This is a genomic window from Flagellimonas allohymeniacidonis, from assembly GCF_004296335.1.
GTDB classification, from domain to species: Bacteria; Bacteroidota; Bacteroidia; order Flavobacteriales; family Flavobacteriaceae; genus Flagellimonas; species Flagellimonas allohymeniacidonis.
Genome location: NZ_SGIU01000001.1, coordinates 287,290 through 310,018, shown reverse-complemented (window position 1 = coordinate 310,018; position 22,729 = coordinate 287,290). Strand labels below are relative to the sequence as shown.

Here is a 22,729-nt window from a genome sequence, read left to right as displayed (position 1 = left end):
TATAAAATGGGTTATCTAAGTTAAGCTCCTAAGTAGGTTTAGTAATGTGGGTAAGCAAGCTTTTTAAAGGGAAATGGAAACATTATAGCGAACACAAGCATTCCTTTTTAGTAGGTCTGGGAACCATGCTCTTGTTTGTTTTAGCCATATATCTTCTAAGCCATACTTAACGACAAAAACCAAACTTAAGTTCAGAAAAACGATGAAAGAAAGGTTATTAATTGCTCTAGTTATAGTACTTCTAAGTTCATGTAGAGAAAAACCTTCTGCTCATTCAGAGACCCGAAATACGGATGATTCATATAGCGATCGTACGATTGTCGGTGAAGGGTTAGGAAAACGTATTGATTCGTTACTTTCAAAAGAAACGGCTATAGGATTTTCAGGATCCGTGGTCGTAACGGTTAGCGATAGTGTGGTTCTTCAAAATGGTTATGGCTGGACCGATTCTTTAAAAAAAAACCTAATAAAGCCTTCCACCAAATTTTACCTGGCCTCCACGACAAAAGGTATTGCCGGTACTGTAGCTCTTATCGCTCAACAAAAGGGCATACTGAAAACATCCGATTCCCTATCCATGTTTGACGAGAATTGTCCAACTGATTTCAGGAATATTTCCATTCATGATATGCTAATTCATACATCTGGTTTGAGCAGCGAATATGATACCTATGGAGCAACCAACCGGATTGACAATATTAGATTATTATATAAAAGACCATTAGGTCCAAAAGGCGAATTTAACTACTCTAGTGCTGGCTATTGGTTAGCAGCTTCCATCATTGAGAGTTCAACAGGGATTACCTATGAGGAGTTTACTCGGGAAAATTTATTTGAAAGAGCAAAAATGGAGAGTACAGATTTTTGGTTTGAGGCAGACGAAGATAACGAGAGCCTATTTGCCCAGAAGCAAAAAAAATTCCCTCCCGGTAATCTAGATCCCAATTGGGGTTACCGGGCATCCGGAGGTGTAACCACCAATATCATTGACTTAAAACAGTATTATCAGACTCTTAAGGGCTATGAAATTTTAAATAAGGAATCATTGGGCAATTTATTTGGCCCGCACAAAACCCTTGGAAGTGGTACGGGAATCGGATATGGTTGGTACACAACCACAACATCGAGGGGAACTAAAGAGGTTTGGTCCCGTGGGGGAGAGTCATTTGGACATAACAGTGCAATCAGATGGTTCGTGGAAGAAGATGTGGCCATCCTAATTTTAACAAGCTGCGGTGTGATTGAAGGTAATCGAGAAGCCAATAGAACGGTTAGTGATAAAATTGAAAACCTCATATTTATGGTTTCACAAGGTAGACGATAACCCTATTAAGTAATAGAGTATGGTCTATTAAAGCTTAAATAAAGGATTATAATTGTCAGCAACTACCCTAAAAATACCTAATCCATAGTTAAGTCACTAGAAAAAATCCCCTTGGAAAACATCGTAAAGTTAGCAAGTGATCTTACAGCCAAGACTATTTGTAAATAAATGTATTTCAAACAACCACAACTATAACGACCGTCTGCTTTTGGAGCGGAAGAAATGCCCGACTTGGAAAAGGGTTAAATTATAAATAACTGTTTTACAGTGATTGATATTCTTTTTAAAGAATATGTATAAACATGTTTTTGTTCCCAATCTCTTAAAAAGTAGGTATATTTCGGGTAAACAAAAAGGCTTCCAGTATTTGGAAGCCTTTTATTTATAGGTGATCGCGGAAGGATTCGAACCTTCGACCGTCTGCTTAGAAGGCATAAATCCGTAACAAAACATAAACATCCAAAAACAAACAAATCAATTCAAATCCCCTGTTATCAATAGATTTATGTTAATAACTACTTTGTATTCGTATCGTTTTACTTTGTGATGCTGTGTTACATTTGTGTTACAAACGTGTAACAAGGTGAAAAAAATCGATGCATACGCAGATATTTATTTAGATCCCCGAAAAAAGGCTGACGGTAAATGCTCTGTCAAAATCAAAGTTACCCACAAACGTAACCGCAAATACTTCTCTACCGGAATAGATTTACTCCCAGAGGAGTTTGATAAGATAATGTACGCCCAAAGGCGGACAAGGGAAGAAAAAGACGTTCTAAAAAGTCTCAATTACCAAAAGACCAAAGCAATATCTATAATCGAAAATTTAAATGTTTTCACCTTCGCAAAATTCAAAGAAGGGTACTTTGAAAGCAGGGACATTCACCAGGATGTTTCTTACGCATTTGATGAACGCATAAAGGAGCTCAGAGAAAATGGGAAAATAGGTACGGCTGTAACCTATGAATGTGCGCAAAGAAGTTTATCCGATTTCAGTCCTAAATTGACCTTTGCCGAAATAACACCTACATGGCTGCGGAAATATGAAAAGTACATGCTCGACAATAATCGCAGTATTACCACCATTAGCATCTATCTAAGGGCTTTAAGGGCCATATTCAACAATCAGAACATTGATAAAGCCAATTATCCGTTTGGGAAGGGCAATGGTAAATATACCATTACGACAGGGCGGAATGTAAAGAAAGCTTTAACCTTAGAGGAAGTAGCCAAAATCTACAACTATGAACCTGAAAATGATGCCCAGGCCAGGGCTAGGGATTATTGGATGTTCCTTTACCTATGCAACGGAATGAACGTAAAGGATTTGTGTTTGTTGAAATGGGAGGATTTAAAGGGCGATATACTGACCTATGAACGTTCTAAGACCTCATCTACCAAAAAAGACAAAAAAGCCATCAGAGTAGCCCTAAAACCTGAAAGCAAAGAGGTTATTCGTAAGTGGGGCCAGCCCTCATTAAATCAAAAGGATTTCATCTTCCCACACTTGGATAAAACCATGTCCCCAGACCGGCAAAGAAAGGTTTACCAGCAACTAACCAAGATTATCAACAAATACATTCAAATCATTGCCAAGAAGCTTGAAATACCTCAGCACGTTACTACGTATAGCGCACGTCACAGCTTTGCAACCGTTTTAAAGCGTTCTGGGGCCAATGTCTCAATGATAAGTGATTTACTGGGGCATTCTAACATTAGTGTCACTCAAAGCTATTTAGACAGCTTTGAAGACGATCAGATAAAAGAGCAGACCAATGTTCTTACCACAGGATTTAAAGCCGCTAACTGATGGAATTTGTTTTGGACAAGGATTTTAAAGTGAGTTTTGAAGACTGGAAACAGAATCGCATCGATAAGGAGTTTCTTCAAATAGATAAAAACGGCAACAAAGTCAGAGTTTATGACTTATTCTCCCAGTTCATTATTTCCGAAAAATTGAACAAATTAGAAAAAAGCGAACGTTTGTTTTTCTACGATAAGTTTTATGAAGGATATAACTATGGGAAGGGAGAAGGTTATGTAAAAGCCCTTAAAGAAATAGACCCTTTAGTTTCTACAAATCCAGCTGAAAGAGAAAATCAAGTGACGGAACTCTTACGAATATCAACCAAATCAAATTCTGAATACCATTTAAAGCTGAATTCAGAAAGAATATTATATAGAGGCTATTACAATGGTCTTATCCAGCGTTGTAAAATGGAATCAACTCTGTTCCATAATACCACCAAGGAGAATCTTCTTAAGCAGCAAAACCAGCTAATCCCGAAAATCAGTATCAAAGAAGTTTTCGATTTTTTTGAGATATTAACAAAGAGCACCAATAAAGAGGGAATTCCCTACCTAACCGAAGAACAGCTAATAATTTTTATTCAAGGTACTTTCATAAAGAGAAACCCAGTGAAACAAAAGTTCAATGGTGCACCTGACAATAAAAAAGATGTTAGAAGTGTCTTCTATCGGTTTTACAAAAACTCTACTATTAAAGAAAGTAAGCAAGCTGGTTTAAGGCAGAAATATTATGACATTTTAGATAAGTCCTTTTTCGGATTTAACGAAACGGATTGGAAAGAGTTCAATAAGCAGAATTCTAATATCAAAGCCTAAAAACATAGATAACAAGCCTAAAAATAAACCTACGAAACCTAATAAGTTTTAGGCTCACAAACTATAACACACATTTGCAGCAGTTAATCATAAATAAAAGCTGTTTCAAATGCATAACCCTTTCGAAATACTTGAAGCCAGGCTTAATAGCATTGAGAATCTCATCCTCGATCTAAAGAAACCTTCAATACAATTTGCGCCTAAAGACAATCCGGAACCGTTTCTAACGGTTGATGGTGTTGCTTCGTTGTTGGACATCGCCAAACCAACCGTTTACACCAAGCACTCAAAAGGTGAACTTCCCGGTGGTTATAAAAGAGGTAAGCGACTCTATTTCGATCGTGAAACAATCCTCAATTGGATAAAGGAAGGTCACCAAAAATCAAAGGTCGAAATCGAAGCGGATGCAGAAGCATTTTTGAACTCAAAAAAGTAGGAAATGCAACCAAAACCATTAGGCTTCACGCTACTAACAAATCTCGAATACAACTTTCTTTTCAATGAAGGAGGTGATAATCTGGTTTCCTTTTTCGCAACCCTGCGATTTCACAAGAAAGGTGCTGTAATCAAGAAGATTGGCAAGAAAGGCGTAACTGCTACCATAAGTGCTGCCACTGGCCTTTCCAGAACCGCAATAGAGCGTTATCTAAGCAAGTTATTGGACTTTGGCTTGGTGGTATTGCATAAGAACGGAAACGTCGCTGTAAAAGGACGAAAATGGACATACAGGCACCTTCCAAAACAAAGGAAGTTGAAACTTCTTCCAATGCTGATTTACAGCAAATTCACGGACACTAAAATGAGTTCAAGATACATAAGGGTTCATAGTAATTTGAAAAGTCAAATACCCCAGATTGTGAAACGGACTGAACGGATCAAACTATTAGAGGAGCTTACCTCAGGCAGCACTAAGAAACTGTCTGACCTTAAGCGTGCGAAGCAATTGGAAAAAGACGGTTTGACTGTGGCTGACCTGGCGGAAAGTCGTTTAAACAGTACTCTATCCAATCTGGGTTTTGATAAGTTGATAAGACCTTCTGAAAACAAAAATACCAAAAGTGCTGGCAACTACCACAAAAGCAAAATGTTAGGAAGCAATCTAATAAATCAAAAACGGGTAATTGAATTAAAATACCCAGGGATTCAAAATAAAAAGTTTGCAAAGGAAATGTCTGAAGATGATGATTTCAAAGGAGGTGCCTTTGTTACTTCTAAAGGAATCTGTGTAGAAAGTAGCCCACATATTTCCATCTCCTCTTTAACTCCTCTTAGTAGGTTCAAAAAAAAAGCAAGTTGAAAACAATCAAAAAAAAAAGCAAACCCATGAAAAAAACAGAAAGCAAAAGACCAATGACCGAAGCTCTATTAAAGCTGATAGAGAAAAAAGGGCAACTTAAAATTGATGCTTCGGATGTAGTAAAGATTCATTCCGGTGGTAGTGTTACTATTAAGATGCGGAGAGATGAAATGTTGGCGGCACGGCTGTTGGAGTTTACAGCAAGTAGTAACCCAAAACAGGCTAAGGAGGCAGCGGAGTTAGTCGCATCATATGTATTGTCTATGCCGCTAAACAAACGGAATAGTAACGATGAAGTTTAATAAGGATACAGCAGCAAAAGCCGGGGCCAAGTCTTCCAGAAAAGGAATTCCCAACAAGTCATCTAATGAGATTAGAACAGCTTTTAAGATGTTGGTGTCGCAGCAGCTACCAAACTTGAATAAATGGCTTCAGAAGGTCGCAGAAGAAGACCCTGCCAAGGCTTTGGAAATAATAATCAAATTTGGTGATTTTATTATACCGAAGCTATCAAGAACCGAGGTCGAAGATGTCACCTTCAATATTGACGCATTCTTGAATATGACCAAAACGCAAAGGCTTCAGCACATAGCCGAAGTCGAAAAGGCACGAATCCAGAAAACACTAAAACAGTACCCAAATGGACGATGAACAAAAACTTGAATTGATGAAAAGCTTGGCAGACATGCCCCAAAGACCGGGCTTCCTACCAACACCCACGGTTTATGCCGACGACCCTTATGTTGAGGTGCCAATCCAGATTAAGGAGTATGTTGAAGCAACGGGGGGAACAATCGGACTGGAAGAAGACGGGCGAATCCATATCGGTAACTATCTGAAGCTTTTGCAGGATTACAGTTTAACGCATTTGATGATATCGCTACCTACCATAATCCGCACTTATTCAGAGGATGATATCGAGGTCATCAAAGGTGAAAATTAGGGTGTGTTATAACAACCATTATGTCAAATAGTGACTTAAAGTATTGAAAATGAAATATTTAAAAACAAAGCTAATCGCCAAGGATTACACCTGTATGTTAAAAACCAGCGTTTGACTTCAAAATGTAAGTTCAAAATCGAAGAAATAACAGTTAAAATCAAGAATTATGAAAGCAACAAAAGAACGGGCCAGCCGCCGTTTGTGGAAAACACCAAGAAATCAAGTCACCTATCAAGATTGTTGTGGAACTGAGATCGTGTTCAGAGATTTAGATGCACCTGACGATCCATCAGTAGGGGATTATGCGACCGTTGACGGAATTCCAGCAGAAGGAGAGTATCTCATGCCGGATGGTAAGTTGTTGACATTCTTTGATGGTGTAGTGACCAAGATAGTCGAGCCATCTGAGGAGAGCATTGCACAAGCAAAACGATTAATGAATCAAACTAAGAATAAAAAACGCAGATTATGGAAACAACGGAAATGAAAAAAGAACTATTGTACGTCAATAAAGAAGGAATAGCCAAAACCATGGAGCAATATCAGTCCTGGGCAGCGGAAGCGAACAACGCTTTGAACGAAGCCCAAAAGCTGCTTCCAGATCAATTATCTATTGAGCAGAAGGACTTGTTGCTAAATCAAGGATGGAGCGCATTGGAGCAGCTCATTTGCCACGTATATGGACACCCTAAAGCTAAAGTCAATGTAGTGCTTGATCTTAACGGTTTGGACGGTAGTTCGGCCATGGCAGCATTTACCCACGTGCCGAACAGACATGCCGCCGTGGGCTTCACCATCACTGAAAATGGAGTTGAAGTAAGCCCGAGAACAATCGATAAGGTCCGAAAACGGCATACACATTATGCCAATAACGAACGTCAAATAGAAGCCTTTAAAATGGCCCAAGAGCTATGTGAAACCTTAAACGAAGGTTTTGCTAATGATGTTTACAACTTGGATGAAAGAACAAGGTTGGTGAACGCCTTGCGCAAGCATGTGGAACTATCGCCCGGTAGGAAGGAAGAACAGGTGTTCGTTCCTGCAGTTAAACGCATTGCACAATTGAAGCCATAGTCTAGTTTACTTTTTTTCTTTGGATTTTGTTTTGCCGTCCTCAATATTTAGTTGGGGGCGGTTTTTTTAGGTCATACCACATCATTTATTTACCTTTTACTAAGATTTCTTGATTAAAAAAATAGTCTTGCTATGGAGGTTTGGGCCTTTTTTGTTTCAATTTTCTCATTGCTAGTTGCAGGTCTAGCTTTTGCAGAAGCTAGGAGCGCAAACAGAATTGCGTTAGATGCCAATAAAGCCAACATCAAAATGTTTAAACGACAGGGAATAATTGAACTGCATTTTGCTTGGACCGATATTAACGAAATAGATCCTGAAAACTTAATTTCACCACATGTTGTTAAGGCAATTAATGCTTTATCCCTGACGTCATCTTTGTGGAATCATGACGCTTTGGAGAAAGCTGTTATTTATCAATCGTATTGGAATAATTTCAAACAACTTTACGAAACATTAGTCGATTTGGATAAGTCACCACCAGGAAAGTCCGAAAAATGTTCTGAACTGATTACTGAAGATATTAGAAGGGCCTACAACTCCATGAATTCGACCGATCTTAGCAAAGTAATTTCAAAATTATAGTATATGACCAAATATGAGATCAAAAAGGAATTGGACAGATTAACCAAGGAACTAGAGTTAACATCTGACACTAGTAAGGTTTGGGATAAAGACATCAGAGAAGCCATAGTAAAGCTTCGTCATACAATGCAAGCTTCCGGAAGCCCGTGTAGTTGTTGTGGAGGTTCTGGAGTAGGATAACGGGGATACAACTTTTTAATGAAGGCCTCATTTGGAGGGAGAAAAAGCGTCCCGAAGCCATTGAAAGAATTCTAAAAGGGCTAATAAACAAGTATGGTAGATTAGAGCATGGGGACTATGAATATTACTTTGAACGGGATCGGTGGGTTCGCAAAAAACATTCAAAATAAAAACTTAATTTACTGTTATGTCCGAACAAGAGTATATTACCAACTACAATAGTGAGGAATTTCTCGAAGTACAAAAAAAAGTAATAAAAGGTGAGTATGAAGTTCAACTTATGAGAACTGGAATTACAAAAACTATTGGTATAGGAGATAGTAAAAACATGGTGTTTGTGCAATTTCTTCAAACTTATTTGGACAATGATGGGAAGGAAGTTGCTGTTGTAAAAAAGTATGTCACACCTGACTTAGACAAAGAATATTTTGATGAATTCGAATATTCGAAGTAACAAACATGATTGTATATGTTCAAAGACCTATCCAAATTCCATTTTGATATTTTTTAAATACAGAAAAACCTATGTGATTCACACAACAACTGCCTTGGCTTTTGATATTCAAAATAAAGTCCTGGTTAGGGATAATCACAGCAATAAATCGATTCTTAGGTGTTAATTAAGATAGCCATTACTTTCATTACCTTATTTCTTTTGTTTGATGAATACGTTGACGTGTTCAAAAATTTCAAAAAGAAATTAAGAAGGAAGGTCATCCTTTTAGCTCTTGCATCGTTATCTATCCTGTCTTTTATGGATGTAGTTACTCAAGTTAAAGATGATAATGATTTGGTAAATAAAGCTGATTCGCTAATTGTCAAAACCAATGAAATTATGGAAAAAACTGAGGGGATTACCTCAGATTTAAGTAATAATGTTGAGGCGGTACGACGTACCAGTAGAAGTTTAGCAGGTGTGGATACAGTACTTAGAAATTTAAAAGATAGTGTGGACAATCAGGTAATTGTTTTACGGGGGATTGTGAAAAAATCGAAAGAACTTGTTGATTTAGAAAGAGAAAAGTTTAGGGTAGAAGCACCAATTATTATTAGTCAACCATCATTTACTAGGATGAAGTTTACCGGAGAACAAGAAATTAAGGAGGTAGTTTTTGCATTCAAAAATGTTGGACAAAGAGTGGCTTCAAATCTCAAGTACTCATTTTTGGCACTGTATTTCGATGTATTGGACGAATCACCTTCATTCAAGACGGCAATAATGGCTCGGGAGGAGGGTTATGGATATAACATAAATACCATTCCCATTAACAATATGTTCTATTTATATACCCCCTTTACAAATAATATGGAAAACAAATTTGATAATATCAATAGTGGATTGGTCTATGTATGGAAAATGGAATATGCTGATATCCCAACAGGTACAAGGTTCTTTAAAAATTATTTTGTGTTGGTAAATCAATACGAAAGTGGAAAATTCAGGTATAGCACAGCAACCTATCGAATACAAAATCTTGTAATCAATTACCTAAAGGAAAACGACAAGGAGGTTTTTTTGACTAAAGAGAATCTGTAATTCACTTTTTTCTTCTTTTACTGAATCAGCAACCGATTTTATCAGCTATTTGCGATCAGAAACTATCTCCTTTTTCGGAAGCCTAATGTCTAATTACTATGATATACGTATATGTGAGAGATGGGTTAATCCATATTCTCTCAAATTAGAGTTTTTTGGAAAAGAAAGCTTTGCATTTGGATGTTCAATAATATGAGAACTCAAGCGTATCCAATTAGACAAGTCACCCTCCGTAAATTTACCAATCTGATAAATCTTTTTCCAACATAGCATAACAGCACTAACACTTGTATTTTTATTTTTAAGTGATTTCTTAACCATCCGTTCAATTTCAATTATCTCTTCTGGAATAGTAGGGTCACTTTTATTCATAAATATTTCAACCTTTGTTGAGACATCAATAATACATAGGCCATAGCACTTTTCATTGACTGCCTTTATTTGCTTATTCGCTTTTGCAATAATTTTTGGAATTCTTTTCACCATTAGGGTATTTTCCAAAATACATTTACATTCCACTACAAAGGGATATTTATAGCTATCATTCACTATCTTGAAATCTGGATATCCTTCTTTTTCAAATGCGGTTATCTTATACCCCTTTGATATGTTCCATCCTAGAAAATATAGTTCGGCTAACAAGGCATAGTAGTTGTCTTTATCGCGGGAAATCGCCCTTAACCTTTTTTCAAGTGACATATCACCTGAACTAGTAAAATCTCCAAGCTTAAAGTCTAAATAATTGCCGCCGCTGGACAAGATTAATGCTGAAAACGTGAGTGACGCTAAACAATAATCCTTCATGTAGATCGCATCGCCAGGGAACTTCCACAAATAGTTTTGCTCAATAATTTTTTGACATAAAAACCACAATTTACGGGCCTCATGATCTTTATCAAGTCGTCGAATTACATCTTCAGAACTAAATATTTGCAATAACAGCTCTCTTTGAAAATCAAAAATTTGTTGGGGCTTTATTGAAGTGTTATCGTCGACCCAAACAAGTGTTTCAGGGATTTCGAAACCCTTTTCCGGAGTTTTTGACTTGAATTGACGGTAAATGGAATAAATAATTAAACCAATAAAAAAAAGCAAAAAAGGTAAATGCCAAATCATAACCTATACAAATTAGTTCGTCTGAAAACATTTACTGGGAAATTTCAATGTCCATGCTAAAAATTCAATAAAGAAAGTACTTAGTCAGAATATCAAATTTGTAAACAAAGAATAAAAAATGAAAATTAATAAAGAAGAATATTCTCTAGTTGTATATCAATCCACAGGTCATTAAATGAGGTTTTGTGTAACAAATGTGTTACACTTTAAAATAAAAAAACCACCTACAAAATGTAAGTGGTTGATTTTTAGTGTGATCGCGGAAGGATTCGAACCTTCGACCGTCTGCTTAGAAGGCAGATGCTCTATCCAGCTGAGCTACGCGACCTGGTTTTGCGGGTGCAAATATACAATTAACCTATGTTTTTTTGCAATAAAAATTGAACTATCCCAAACCCAAGGGGTATGGTCCCTCCTTTTCACGTTTATACATATTGATTGAGCAAATTCTCGTATAACTCCTGCTTCCCACTAATTTGCTTGGCCTCTCCATTACTTTGGGCATGCTGATACAAATCAAGAAGTGTCAGTTTTCCATCCACAAAGTTCTGTCCTGCTCCTGAAGCGAAAGAGGCGTACCTCTTGTCCAATAGATCTTCATATGAAGACTTTTGTAAAACCGCATCTGCAACCAACAATCCTCTCGCAAAGGTGTCTGCCCCACCAATATGGGCCAAGAAGATATCCTCCAAATCGGTAGAGTTGCGCCTTGTTTTCGCATCAAAGTTCACTCCCCCACCCTCAAGTCCATCCGATTTTAGCAACACCAACATGGCCTCGGCAATTTCAGTTACGTTATTCGGAAATTGGTCGGTGTCCCAACCATTTTGATAATCTCCACGATTTGCATCAATGCTTCCCAACATGCCCGCATTGGCCGCCACCTGAAGCTCATGTTGAAAGGTGTGTTGGGCCAAGGTTGCATGGTTCACCTCAATATTCAATTTAAAATCATCTTGTAGTCCATACTCCCGAATGGTGTTGATAGAGGTAGCCGCATCAAAGTCATATTGGTGTTTCATAGGTTCCATAGGCTTAGGTTCAATGAAAAAATTTCCCTTAAACCCTTGCCCACGCGCATAGTCTTTGGCCATGTTCAAAAATCGCCCGATGTTGTCCTGTTCCAATTTCATTTGGGTGTTAAGAAGCGACATATAGCCTTCACGCCCGCCCCAGAATACATAATTCTGACCGCCAAGCTCAATCGTAGCATCAAGTGCAATCTTTATTTGAGCCCCAGCATGGGCCACAACATTAAAATCGGGGTTGGAGGCGGCTCCGTTCATATAACGCGGATTAGAAAAGCAGTTGGCCGTTCCCCAAAGTAACTTCACCCCAGATGCTTCTTGCTTTTGTTTAAGATAATCCACCATTGTTTGGATACGCTTTTCCGATTCGGCCAAGGAGTCGGCTTCATCCACCAAATCAAAATCATGGAAACAGTAATATTCAAATCCCATTTTTGTAATGAACTCAAAGGCTGCGTCCGCCTTCTCCTTTGCTGCGGCTATGGGTTCCGAAGATGCATTCCAAGGAAATTGCTTTGTGCCAGGTCCGAAGGGATCACCTCCTGTTCCGCATAGGGTATGCCAGTAAGCCATGGCAAATTTGAAGTGTTCCTTCATGGGTTTCCCGGCAACCACCTGTTCCGGATTGTAATGCTTAAAGGCCAATGGGTTATCCGACTCTTTCCCCTCATACGGTATTTCTCCGATTCCTTTAAAATACTCTTTGTTACCTAGTACTGCCATAGGTCTATTTATTTAAGATTGTTTGCAATTCTTTTTTCCAGTTCTGGTAGGCATTCCTATAAGCGGATACATTTTTATCAGGGCAGACGGTTACCCCCTTGTCTTTTTTCAAAAAGGCAGAAAAACCGTCATAGGAACCCTCTTTGAGAGCGCAGGCCCGTGCTGCACCCACAGCCCCCGAAGTGTTGTATATTTCTATTTCCGTATCCAATAATGTGGATACCGTCTTGGCAAATATCTCGGAGCGGAAAAGATTATCATTGCCAGTTTTGATGATTGATGTCTTTACCCCATCTTTTTCCAGTATTTCCATGCCATAGGCGAAGGCAAAGGCAATACCTTCCAGTGCTGCTCTGCAAATGTGGGCATTGGTGTGTCGATTTAAATCGAGATTTGAAACGCTGGAACCCACAATTTTGTTTCCCAACATTCGCTCGGCACCATTTCCAAACGGAATCAAGAAAACACCTTCAGAACCGACACTTACTTCAGCGGCCAAATCATTCATTTCGGTATAAGAAGACACGTTCAAAGTATTGCGTAACCATCGGTACTGGATTCCTGCCCCGTTAATGCACAACAATTTCCCAATGCGATTGTTATCCAAACTATGATTCACATGGGCAAAATTGTTTATTCTGGATGTTTCCCTGGTTGAAAGTTTATCCGTCACAGCGTAGATCACGCCTGACGTACCACCTGTTGCCGCAATTTCACCTGGATTGAATACGTCAAGAGCCAAGGCGTTATTGGGTTGGTCCCCTGCACGATAAAGAATGGGTGTGCCTTCGGAAAGACCACTTTCTGCAGCACCTTTTTCCGATACTGTGCCCTGTTCCCCGAAAGTTTCCACCAATTTGGGGATGACATCAGTGTCTAACTCGTAATAAGCCAAAAGCTCTTTTGAGACTTCACTCCTTTTAAAATCCCAGAAAATTCCTTCTGAAAGGCCTGAAAGGGTTGTGCATATATTTCCGGAAAGCTTATAGGCCATATAGTCTCCTGGAAGCATTATTTTATAAATCTTTTCAAAGAGATGGGGTTCATTTTCCTTTACCCATCGAAGCTTTGAAGCTGTGAAATTTCCAGGGGAGTTCAAAAGATGCGTTTCACAATACTCAGGGCCCAGCTCCTCAAAAGCTCGGTTCCCTAGCTCAACAGCTCGGCTGTCACACCATATTATGGATTTGCGCAAAGGACGACCTTCTTTATCGACAACAACCAAGCCATGCATTTGATAGGCAATACCAACACCATGGATATCATTGGCGGAAATCCCACTCTCCTTAATTATCTTTTTTACCCCAATGCATGCATAGTTCCACCAATCTTTCGGGTCTTGCTCTGCCCAACCTTTTTGAATGGAAACCATAGACATTTCATCTTGTGGTTCTTGAATCTGGGCAAGACATTTTCCCGTTTCATTTTCAACAAGGGCAATCTTGATGGAAGAACTTCCAATATCGATTCCTAAGTAGTAGTTGGATGCCATAGGTATAGGTCCTTATCAAAGATAAGAATCGTTCCCTCATCACCAATGGCTGATAAAAAGTCGTTGTTGGTTCTCCTAGAATTTGGTTTCTTCATGCATGTCCCAGAGGCCCCAATAGGCTCCTACATCGCCTTCAGCCCCTACCTTCCAACCTTCATCAAAGGAAGAGAAATAGAATATCTCAATGTCATCCTCCTGAGCCCACTTTTGGGTACTCATAAAATATTTCAAGGAATTTTCAAGGGAGGGGTAAGCTCCTTCAAGGTTCGTGCCCTGACTCGGCCATCCTGTTTCTGAAATGATAACCTTCTTCCCATTTCCGGCACGAATTGCTTTTTGGTACATATCCTTCATATAAAGAATAGAATAGTCCAAATCGCAGCCTTCCCAAAAAGGATAACAATTGGCCAAGATCACATCGCAGGCATCAGCAATTCGCGGGTGGTCTGCAAACTCGTAATATGCATCAACGTAACCCACGGGGACATCCGGAATTGCTTCCTTGACCATGTGGATAAAATCCAAAAGCTCGTCTTCGGTCAAATCCCCACGCAACAAAACTTCGTTGCCAACCGCGGCAATATCAACATAGCCTTCTTGTGCAAGTTCCAATAGATTTTCCACCTCGGTTCTATTGATGTCTGGGTCATCTCCCAACCATGCCCCTACCATGGTTTTGATACCATATTCCCGGGCAATACGCGGAATGGCCTCATTTCCTTCCGTACACGAGAAAGAACGAATCCATTTCGTATAGGGCTTTATGATTTCCATTCTTCTTCGTATTTGATCCTCTGAAATCTGGTCACCGGGCTTTTGACCCTCCAAATAGGGGCTGAAACACAGACCATGCATACCCTGTTCAACAAATTTTCGACATAGATCCTTTAATTCTGCTGTGGACTTTCCCTCGTAGTCAAGAGCTGCAAGGGTCAAAAATTTTTCCGATCTACTTGAAGACATAGTGTTACTTTATAAAACAATTTTTCTTTTTCAAATATAGGTTAAAGTTCCCCTCTCCGCTCTACCAACTTCGCCTTTATTTCCCTTGCTCTCTGCTCATTTAAACTGTATTTCCACATAACCCAAATAGCCAGTGCGGCCGTTAAGGAAGGAACTACGATATCGGCCACCCGTAGTCGGTTCATGGTATCCAATGTTTGTTCACTTACATTGGGATCGAAACCAACTATCTTCAATATCAATCCGCCCAAGACCAGGGCAATGGACTGACCTATTTTAACCATCAGCCAATAAATTGCACCGAAAGTGCCTTCCTTTCGAGGCATCCCGTTCTCGAGTTCATCCAAATCACAAACATCTGCGGTCATACTCATCATTAAGGTAAATAAGCCTCCCATTCCAAAGGCAAACAAGGGAATTGGTACAAATATTAGCCATGGAATATCACTTCCTGGGTCAACGCTGAACCATGACATCCCAATATTTTCAAGAACGGGATTTAAAGATTCAAAAAGCGAACCTACTGCTGAATTCAATCCTTTCCCCAGTCCGGTTTCACTAAACTTATTGTTCAATTCTTTGTCAAAGCCCCACCATTTTAGAAGATATCCAGCAATAGATAGTGCCGTGGATATGATAAAAGCTTTCCTCTTCCCCCATTTGCTGGCCATTCTGGAGATAATGGGAATCACCAAAAAGGCTGTTATAATGGCATTTATGGTATTGAACCAGGCTGGCCAAGTTCCTGCTAGTTCGTAGCTGCCACTGTACATATAAAATACAATGATAAAAACCCCGAATGCTGCTACCAGTTGGAACCCATTAAAAACCAAAAACGTAGCCGCACAAAGTTTCATAAAAGGCTTGTTTTTGGAAACTTGAACAATTCCAGCCCACAATTCTTTCATATTGGCAGCAAGGGTTTTAAAATTGATTTCTTTCCGATTTGCCATATTCGCAGAATCAATACCGCGACAAAACATAGCGGGCAGAATTCCAAATACGATACACAACGCCCCTACAATAAGAGCCATGGTTCGGACCCCTTCGGTCTGGGTGTTAAAAGTGTTCGAATCTGGAATGATTACATAAAGCCAAGGCACAATCATCCAAGCGATTTGACCCATGGTGTTGGAAAATGCCATCAAACGGGTACGTTCGTTGTAGTCTGGAGTCATTTCATAGCCAAGACCCACCAAAGGTGTCGCGAACATCGTATTTCCTATAAGGAATAACAGTTGCAGCACCATTACATGCCAAATGATGTACGATTGGGAAGCATTATCATCTATTTGCCACATTAAAAAGAAAAGTATGCCACTTACAATGGCTCCCACAAAAATGTAAGGTCTTCTCCGTCCCCATCGCGACTTTGTGTTATCAGAGATAAAGCCCATAATGGGGTCTGTCACAGAGTCAAAAATCCTAGGTAACCCTCCTAAAAGTCCTGCCCATAAAGGATCAACTCCCCAAGCTGTCAACAAAAAGAATTGAATGAACACTCCCAGGGTTCCCGGTAGAATATTCAAAATAAAATGGCCTGCCCCAAAGGCGGCCTTTTGCCCCACTGGGACTTTATCTTTTTTGGGTGTTACTACGTTTGACATAATCGTTGTTTTAGTTAGTTGGTGTTGGTTGTATGACCAGCGTCTGAATCGCTTGGGCGCTTATTGAAATCATCTGTGTTTTTTCCCCTAAAGCCAGTTCAAAATCTTTAGGTGATTCCCCTTCGTTGAATACTACAACAGCGATTGTTCCATCTGGGTTCTTGGCTGCGGTCACCATAAGGTCATCATCTGTGTTGGTAAATCCGATCCTAATGGCATTAGGGCGGATAAATCTACTAAAATGGCTCATGGCGTAGTAAATAGGGGTAAAATATACCTCATCTTTTTCTGGATCAACAATTACCGGCGCGACACACCAATTTTTAAACCAATTGGGGCCTCCTTGTTTATCCAACACCATATTCCAATCAATCCAACCATCGACCCAATTATTGAGGCATCCAATAATATCCCTGGCATAACGATTGACAGGTGCATATTTGGGATGCAAATGTTTATCTTCCTCTGGTGCCCAGTCCCAACCCCAATCGGTCGCTTCTTTGGACCAATACCACAGGTCGTCCCTCCACTTTGGAATTTCCGCATCGACACAGGCTTCGGACTGAATCAAATATTTATTGGGAGATTTATCATGAGCATATTGCAATGCCTCTGGGAATATCTCAAAAGTACTGGCATACCAATGTATTGCAGTACCATCATAGTATTTTGAGGTAGCCTCAGTTTTGAACATTTCATCTACCCATTCCTTTAGATGTTCACGATTTTGGTCATACCCCAAAATCTTTACATCATGACCATCTGATTCCAATTTGGGGCCTAGATAGTTTTGTACGAAATAGGTCATTTCCTCTGGGGTATAATGCATGCTCTCCCAGTTATTATCATTGCCCAGTGGTTCATTCTCAACGGTAAAACCCCAAATATCGATTCCTTCAGAGGCATATGCATTTACGTATTTTGAAAAGAACAACGCCCAAGTATCATAATATTCAGGAAGTAATTTACCTCCTCGCCAATCCTTGTTGTCTTTCATCCAAGGGGGTGCTGTCCAGGGAGAGGCCAATATTTTGAAGCCTTCCTCGGAAGCCTCCATCGCTTCTTTAATAAAGGGAATGATATCGTCTTTATCTTCTTGGATGGTGAAATGTTCCAATTCTTTGTCATCTTCTACCTCTGCGTAGGAGTAATTGCTTACCGAAAAATCGCAGGAATTCATATGGGTCCGTGTCAAAGAATACTTGGCGCCTTTGGAACCAAAATAAGCCTCAACCACCTTCTTTCGATTTTCAGGACCCAGTTGATTCAAAAGATGGGCCGAGGCTTCTGTAAAAGACCCTCCAAAACCGGTAATGGTTTGAAATTCTTGATTTGGCAATAGCACTATTCTATCGTCCGTAGATTTTGTGGAAAAGTCGGTTATTGGGTCAAGTTGGTTTCCATTGGCTGAAGTTTCGTAAACTTCCAACTCCAATTTTTCTTGGGTACAAGCACTAAGTAACACAGTGAGTATTAAGGCGGTTTTAAGTTTGTAGATCAGTTTCATTTTCGTGTTTTTTCTAGCAGTCTGCATTGAAAATAAATCAATGTGCGACTGCCTGTTCTTCTTTGGCCGGTGGCACCAAAACATCTTTCATGAGTTCTTCTTTAACACCATTGTAGGTTTTGGTTATTACATTCCCATTTCGGGTCAATCCTTCAAAAACGCCTTCATCTACCAGTTGCCACAATACATATTTCGCCTTGCCGTCAATGGTAAACAATCCAAAGTGGTTCTCAGAACCCTGAGGGTTATGGGCATCTTTCCATTTTTCATTGAATGCTTCAAAGTAAAAGCATGAGATTCCGGATTCATTGGTCCATTCCCGGATATGATTGTAATATAAGGCTTCTTTGTACTCATCGGTAGCCTTGGAGCCTTCAGGTCCGTAAAAGCCATCTGATATGGTGGCCCATCCCGTTTCCCCTATATGAATAGGTTTATCTACCCCAAGACTTTTCATATAATCCGACACTGCCTTGTATTGATTCATGGCAAAGCCTTTGGCCCTTGCCATTGCAGCATCAATTTTTTGAATTTCTGAAAGACTTTGCTCTTCCTCAGGAACGCCCCAAAACTCTGGGTTGTAATGGGTGTTGTGATAAGGGTAGGTATGCATGGAAATATAGTCAACGGCTTTAATCAATTTCTCTAAATCCTCAGTGTGATAGCTGTCTTCCCCACCACCCCAGGATGCAAAATCATCGGAACTTGTAATCCACAGTTCTTCTGGGAGTTCTCCGTGCTTTTTCAGTTCTTGGAGATGATTTACCCATTTCAGAATAACCTCTGGCTGCACATAATAGCTTTCCGCCCATTTTACCATGGCTTCATTTCCGACAGCCACAATCTTTACAATGTCTGGATATTTCTTGGCCAAGGCAACGGCCCTAGCTATTTCCCCTTCATTTTGATCACTCTCCACATTATGATCAGGCGCCTTATCGGTCCATGCGTTCTTGCAGTCAATCCATGCGCCCAACATCACATACATTTCAAAATTGGGGTCTTCCTTTTTAAGGTCTTGAATGGCCTTTAATAAATTTGGTGCCTGTTCCAACTGCACATTATAGGTGCGCAGCAGTTTTATTCCCATTGCGGACAGAATTTTCATGTCCTCCTTGAGTTCTTCCAAAGTAGGTTGGATCTCTCTTATCGTGTCTCTATAACCGCCATAGGAAATGGCCAAATAGTCTGGGTTACCTAGAATATCCTTTGCCGTCACTTCTTTTATTGTTTCAGTTTTGGTTTCTTCTTTTTTGTTTTGCTTGTTGTTGCAAGCTACACAGAATACAATGGCCATTAGTGCAATTGTTATCTTTCTGGCTTTTTTCATCACTACATTGTTTTATTTTTCAATATTCATCTGCACGTGGCTAGTCCTTTTTAGCTCGATCACAGTTTTTAATACTCCAGACCATAGCCCAATGGGAACAGGATTTCGCTGGTTTCATCCCAATAATTTGGGCCGAATTTCCCATTAAAATCCTCCATAGATTTTGGCCAGGTATGCGGCAGTTTTCCTTTAAAGTTATAATCTCCAAAAAGTACTTCGGCGATGCCATTTCCCTCAGAACCCGGTAACCATGCGGCCACAAAGGCTGTAGATCGTTCAATTTGTTCAGTGACAACCATGGGCCTTCCTGAAATGAACACAACAATGGTTTGCACCCCATTAGTGGAATAGGTATTGATGTAATTTTGGTGGTTGTCTGACATGGTGAGGGTCAAACTATTGGATTCATGACCGATATCGCCAAAAAACTCAGCATAAGGTGGTTCTCCAACAACAACGATGGCCACATCAGCATCAAAATGGTTTCCAGAAGCATCAGCATCGTAAATCACTTCTCCCTCGGCAAGACTTTCAATGCCTGAAAGAATCGTTGTTGCACCTTTGTAACTCTCATGGGTCCCCTGCCAGTTCACGGTCCATCCACCAGATTGCAAACCCGTGCTATTGGCATGTTCGCCGATCACTACAATCTTGGAGGTGCTTTTGGATATAGGAAGTATGTTTTTCTCATTTTTAAGCAAAACCAGAGACTCTCGGACAGCCTGTCGAGCAACATCACGATGTTCTTGAATTCCGATTTTTTGAACCAGACTTGTGTCAGGATAAGGATTTTCAAAGAGCCCTAGCCTGAACTTCTGTCGTAGAATGCGCCGAACAGCGTCATTGATGCGTTCTTCAGAGACCTGGTTGGTCTGAACCGCTTGTTTCAGCCCATTCTGAAATAGGTCTAAATCGCCATCCACGGCCATTACTATATCAATCCCTGCATTAATGATTTCAAACTCTCCAAACCTTGAATAGCCCTTCCAATCGGAAACCACAATGCCTTCAAAGCCCATTCCGATTTTTAAGGTATCGGTTATCATTGCTTTGTGCGCATGCATGGCTTTACCAAAAAGGGTATTAAAGGAAGCCATAATGGCGCCAATCCCATTTTCTACGGCTACTTTATAGGGAGAAATCAACCGAGCTTTTATTTCTTCGCTTTGCAAGGAGGTTTCGCCCCCCTCAACGCCATAGTCGGTAGACCCGTCCCCAACAAAATGCTTTGCCGTTGCCATTACGGTATGGGTATCGGATAGCATACCCTGATGTCCCTTAACGGAAGCCACTGTCAATTCATTGGTCAATTCGGTACTTTCAGAAAATGCCTCGTACACCCTTCCCCATTTTTCATTGTAGGGGATTGCTATGCAAGGAGAAAAGACCCAATTGAATCCGGTGGCTTGAGATTCAAGCGCGGTAATTCTGGCTGCCTTTTCAACCAACTCTGCATTTCTGGTTGCTCCCAGACCGATGTTGTGCGGAAAAATGGTTGCCCCTTCATAGGTGTTTTGCCCATGAACGGCATCAACCCCAAACAATAAGGGAATCCCCAATCGGGTAGACAATGCTTTCTTCTGCAAACCTGTAAACTTTTCCTGCCATTCCTTTGCACTGTTCCCAGGTAGAGGGCCTTGTGTATGAATTACAGATCCTATAAACTTAGACTTGATATCCTCTTCAGAAATATCATCAAAATGTCGCACTTGCGTCATCTGACCAATTTTTTCATTCAAGGTCATTTCGCTTAGTAAAGAGTCTATCTTTTTTTCCATTAGGTCATCCCTGTTTTCACTTATTTTTTCCTGGCTCCGTGTTGGTGTAATAAAGCAAATGAATACAACCAATCGTATTACAACCAATTTGCGATGATTTATAGCCATTTCAGTTCAACCTATGCCAACTAGTTTCTTAGCAATTACTCTATGTGATATAATTTTGGTTTAAAAAGGCCGAGTTAATAGGCTCGGCCTTTAGTTTAACTAAACAAATGGAAATGTCCTATTCGTTTTTCTTATTGGACAGTTATATTGTCTATATAATAAATACCATCAGCAGCAGGTGGGTCAGTTTCCGAACCATTGGGATCATCCTGATTGTCATCTGGTTTAATGACAAGGAAGTTGTAATAATCCGTCTCTGCTCCTGGGTTAGGGGTAAATGTTACTGAAAGCTCTACCCACGTATTGGCGTCACTACTTCCGAGTGTGGCAAACTGTGGAGGCGGGTTGCCCAGGTCCGGATTTGGTGTCGGGTTGGCGATCAGCTCACACCTGAACGTGATGTCATTCAAGTTAGAATAGACTTGGAAAGTCACTGTTATTGAATTTCCATTGAACTGCCCTGTGTCGAATCCAGCCGAATTTTGGAATCCACCAAAGAAATTCGCCGTAGTTGGCTTATCTACTCGAAGTACTGTGGCCGAGGTATTGATTCCGGTGGCTGAGGGATTATCTGCCAAAACAGCTGTAACACCTCCAAAAGTACTATCAAAACCTACACAATCTTCAAAACCTACGGGGAGTGTGGATGCTGGGCCCGTTGGCGCACTTCCAATTGTACAACCGCCGCCACCGCCATCATTGTAAAAATAGATGTTGTCCACGTACACCGTTCCGGTCACGGTCACCACGTCCAGTATCAACTGGCTGAAGTCAGTGGGCGTTGCCGTCAATCCGGCCGTCTGAAGGTCCGCGATGGTCACGTCAATGGAGGTCCAGGAACCGGCTGCCAGCGTAGTCGTGGCATCGCCACGGGTGTCGTTACCGCTTCCGAAGCCGTCTCCCCCAAAATCGACCACACCGGTCACGAAGTCAAAGCTGGTGGCTGTCCACACGTCAATATGGAAGTTGGTCATGCTGGAAAGGTCCACACTTGCCGTGAGCGTCTCGATGCCCGCGAAGTCAAGATCGGTGTACAGCTTGGTATCATCACCGGCAACCTGTACGTCCGCAACACCGCCGCCAGCGCTGAATCCAGCGTAGAAGGTGTCCACAGTAATGTCGGTATAGGCGTTGCTGAAGAGCGAGATAACGTCCGCTGCATCCCTCGTGGGAGGGGTAGGTGCCGCCGTGGTGGGTGTATCACCGCCGCCCGGTGAATCATTGTAGAAATAAATGTTGTCCACGTACACCGTTCCGGTCACGGTCACCACGTCGAGTATCAACTGGCTGAAGTCAGTGGGCGTTGCCGTCAATCCGGCCGTCTGAAGGTCCGCGATGGTCACGTCAATGGAGGTCCACGAACCGGCCGCCAGCGTAGTCGTGGCATCGCCACGGGTGTCGTTACCGCTTCCGAAGCCGTCTCCCCCAAAATCGACCACACCGGTCACGAAGTCAAAGCTGGTGGCTGTCCACACGTCAATATGGAAGTTGGTCATGCTGGAAAGGTCCACGCTT

At 40.7% G+C, this 22,729-nt stretch carries 22 protein-coding genes, 1 tRNA gene and 1 pseudogene; 14 read left to right on the top strand and 10 right to left on the bottom strand.

The window, feature by feature from the left end; genetic code table 11:
* Positions 1–202 precede the first annotated feature (202 nt).
* The 14 genes from EW142_RS01310 to EW142_RS01250 all read left to right on the top strand — a co-directional run bounded on the left by EW142_RS01310 (position 203) and on the right by EW142_RS01250 (position 9,562).
* Complete coding sequence (locus EW142_RS01310; RefSeq protein WP_130608553.1) at positions 203–1,324, top strand: serine hydrolase domain-containing protein; 1,122 nt, start codon at positions 203–205, stop codon at positions 1,322–1,324.
* A gap of 583 nt (positions 1,325–1,907) precedes the next feature.
* Complete coding sequence (locus tag EW142_RS01305; protein WP_165395199.1) at positions 1,908–3,134, top strand: site-specific integrase; 1,227 nt, start codon at positions 1,908–1,910, stop codon at positions 3,132–3,134.
* Positions 3,134–3,949, top strand: coding sequence for a hypothetical protein (locus tag EW142_RS01300; RefSeq protein ID WP_130608548.1), 816 nt, complete (start codon positions 3,134–3,136; stop codon positions 3,947–3,949). The genes EW142_RS01305 and EW142_RS01300 overlap by 1 nt, the downstream gene beginning before the upstream one ends.
* Before the next feature lie 109 nt (positions 3,950–4,058).
* Positions 4,059–4,385: a helix-turn-helix transcriptional regulator gene (locus EW142_RS01295; protein ID WP_130608545.1), complete on the top strand. Its 327-nt coding sequence runs from the start codon at positions 4,059–4,061 to the stop codon at positions 4,383–4,385.
* Positions 4,386–4,388: 3 nt separating this feature from the next.
* On the top strand, positions 4,389–5,246 hold the full coding sequence (locus EW142_RS01290; protein WP_130608542.1) for a helix-turn-helix domain-containing protein: 858 nt from the start codon (positions 4,389–4,391) through the stop codon (positions 5,244–5,246).
* Positions 5,243–5,548 (top strand): hypothetical protein, encoded by a 306-nt coding sequence (locus tag EW142_RS01285; RefSeq protein ID WP_205783209.1) that lies wholly within the window; start codon positions 5,243–5,245, stop codon positions 5,546–5,548. Before EW142_RS01290 ends, EW142_RS01285 begins: the two co-directional genes overlap by 4 nt.
* The gene (locus EW142_RS01280; RefSeq protein WP_130608536.1) at positions 5,538–5,897 is read left to right on the top strand and encodes a hypothetical protein; all 360 of its coding nucleotides are present in this window, start codon (positions 5,538–5,540) and stop codon (positions 5,895–5,897) included. Before EW142_RS01285 ends, EW142_RS01280 begins: the two co-directional genes overlap by 11 nt.
* Positions 5,887–6,189: a hypothetical protein gene (locus EW142_RS01275; RefSeq protein ID WP_130608533.1), complete on the top strand. Its 303-nt coding sequence runs from the start codon at positions 5,887–5,889 to the stop codon at positions 6,187–6,189. Before EW142_RS01280 ends, EW142_RS01275 begins: the two co-directional genes overlap by 11 nt.
* A 166-nt stretch (positions 6,190–6,355) precedes the next feature.
* The gene (locus EW142_RS01270) at positions 6,356–6,676 is read left to right on the top strand and encodes a hypothetical protein (RefSeq protein WP_130608532.1); all 321 of its coding nucleotides are present in this window, start codon (positions 6,356–6,358) and stop codon (positions 6,674–6,676) included.
* A complete protein-coding gene (locus tag EW142_RS01265) occupies positions 6,658–7,263 on the top strand; it encodes a hypothetical protein (RefSeq protein WP_130608529.1) in 606 nt (201 codons plus the stop codon). The genes EW142_RS01270 and EW142_RS01265 overlap by 19 nt, the downstream gene beginning before the upstream one ends.
* A gap of 132 nt (positions 7,264–7,395) precedes the next feature.
* On the top strand, positions 7,396–7,845 hold the full coding sequence (locus tag EW142_RS01260; protein ID WP_130608527.1) for a hypothetical protein: 450 nt from the start codon (positions 7,396–7,398) through the stop codon (positions 7,843–7,845).
* A gap of 3 nt (positions 7,846–7,848) precedes the next feature.
* A complete protein-coding gene (locus EW142_RS16625) occupies positions 7,849–8,025 on the top strand; it encodes a hypothetical protein (RefSeq protein WP_165395198.1) in 177 nt (58 codons plus the stop codon).
* A gap of 187 nt (positions 8,026–8,212) precedes the next feature.
* Positions 8,213–8,479 (top strand): hypothetical protein, encoded by a 267-nt coding sequence (locus tag EW142_RS01255; RefSeq protein WP_130608524.1) that lies wholly within the window; start codon positions 8,213–8,215, stop codon positions 8,477–8,479.
* Between the two features lie 300 nt (positions 8,480–8,779).
* Entirely contained in the window at positions 8,780–9,562 is a 783-nt protein-coding gene (locus EW142_RS01250; protein ID WP_130608522.1) for a hypothetical protein, read from the top strand.
* A 96-nt stretch (positions 9,563–9,658) separates the two neighbouring features.
* Here the strand turns inward: EW142_RS01250 and EW142_RS01245 are convergent, their stop codons facing one another.
* From EW142_RS01245 to EW142_RS01200, 10 genes and pseudogenes are all read right to left on the bottom strand, one after another.
* Entirely contained in the window at positions 9,659–10,678 is a 1,020-nt protein-coding gene (locus EW142_RS01245) for a hypothetical protein (protein ID WP_130608519.1), read from the bottom strand.
* A 254-nt stretch (positions 10,679–10,932) separates the two neighbouring features.
* A tRNA-Arg gene (locus tag EW142_RS01240) sits at positions 10,933–11,006 on the bottom strand.
* A gap of 97 nt (positions 11,007–11,103) precedes the next feature.
* Positions 11,104–12,429, bottom strand: a complete 1,326-nt coding sequence (xylA, locus tag EW142_RS01235) for a xylose isomerase (protein WP_130608516.1) — start codon at positions 12,427–12,429, stop codon at positions 11,104–11,106.
* A 4-nt stretch (positions 12,430–12,433) separates the two neighbouring features.
* The gene (locus EW142_RS01230) at positions 12,434–13,921 is read right to left on the bottom strand and encodes a xylulokinase (RefSeq protein WP_130608513.1); all 1,488 of its coding nucleotides are present in this window, start codon (positions 13,919–13,921) and stop codon (positions 12,434–12,436) included.
* A gap of 75 nt (positions 13,922–13,996) precedes the next feature.
* Complete coding sequence (locus tag EW142_RS01225; RefSeq protein WP_130608510.1) at positions 13,997–14,884, bottom strand: glycoside hydrolase family 17 protein; 888 nt, start codon at positions 14,882–14,884, stop codon at positions 13,997–13,999.
* A gap of 41 nt (positions 14,885–14,925) precedes the next feature.
* Positions 14,926–16,491 (bottom strand): MFS transporter, encoded by a 1,566-nt coding sequence (locus EW142_RS01220; RefSeq protein WP_130608507.1) that lies wholly within the window; start codon positions 16,489–16,491, stop codon positions 14,926–14,928.
* Between the two features lie 10 nt (positions 16,492–16,501).
* Positions 16,502–17,998 (bottom strand): glycoside hydrolase family 30 protein, encoded by a 1,497-nt coding sequence (locus EW142_RS01215; RefSeq protein ID WP_130608504.1) that lies wholly within the window; start codon positions 17,996–17,998, stop codon positions 16,502–16,504.
* A 37-nt stretch (positions 17,999–18,035) separates the two neighbouring features.
* Positions 18,036–19,328 (bottom strand): glycosyl hydrolase family 17 protein, encoded by a 1,293-nt coding sequence (locus EW142_RS01210; RefSeq protein ID WP_130608502.1) that lies wholly within the window; start codon positions 19,326–19,328, stop codon positions 18,036–18,038.
* A gap of 68 nt (positions 19,329–19,396) precedes the next feature.
* Positions 19,397–21,106, bottom strand: a complete 1,710-nt coding sequence (locus tag EW142_RS01205; RefSeq protein WP_130608499.1) for a glycoside hydrolase family 3 protein — start codon at positions 21,104–21,106, stop codon at positions 19,397–19,399.
* 239 nt (positions 21,107–21,345) lie between these two features.
* A pseudogene (locus EW142_RS01200) lies at positions 21,346–22,729 on the bottom strand (hypothetical protein); the annotation flags it as partial.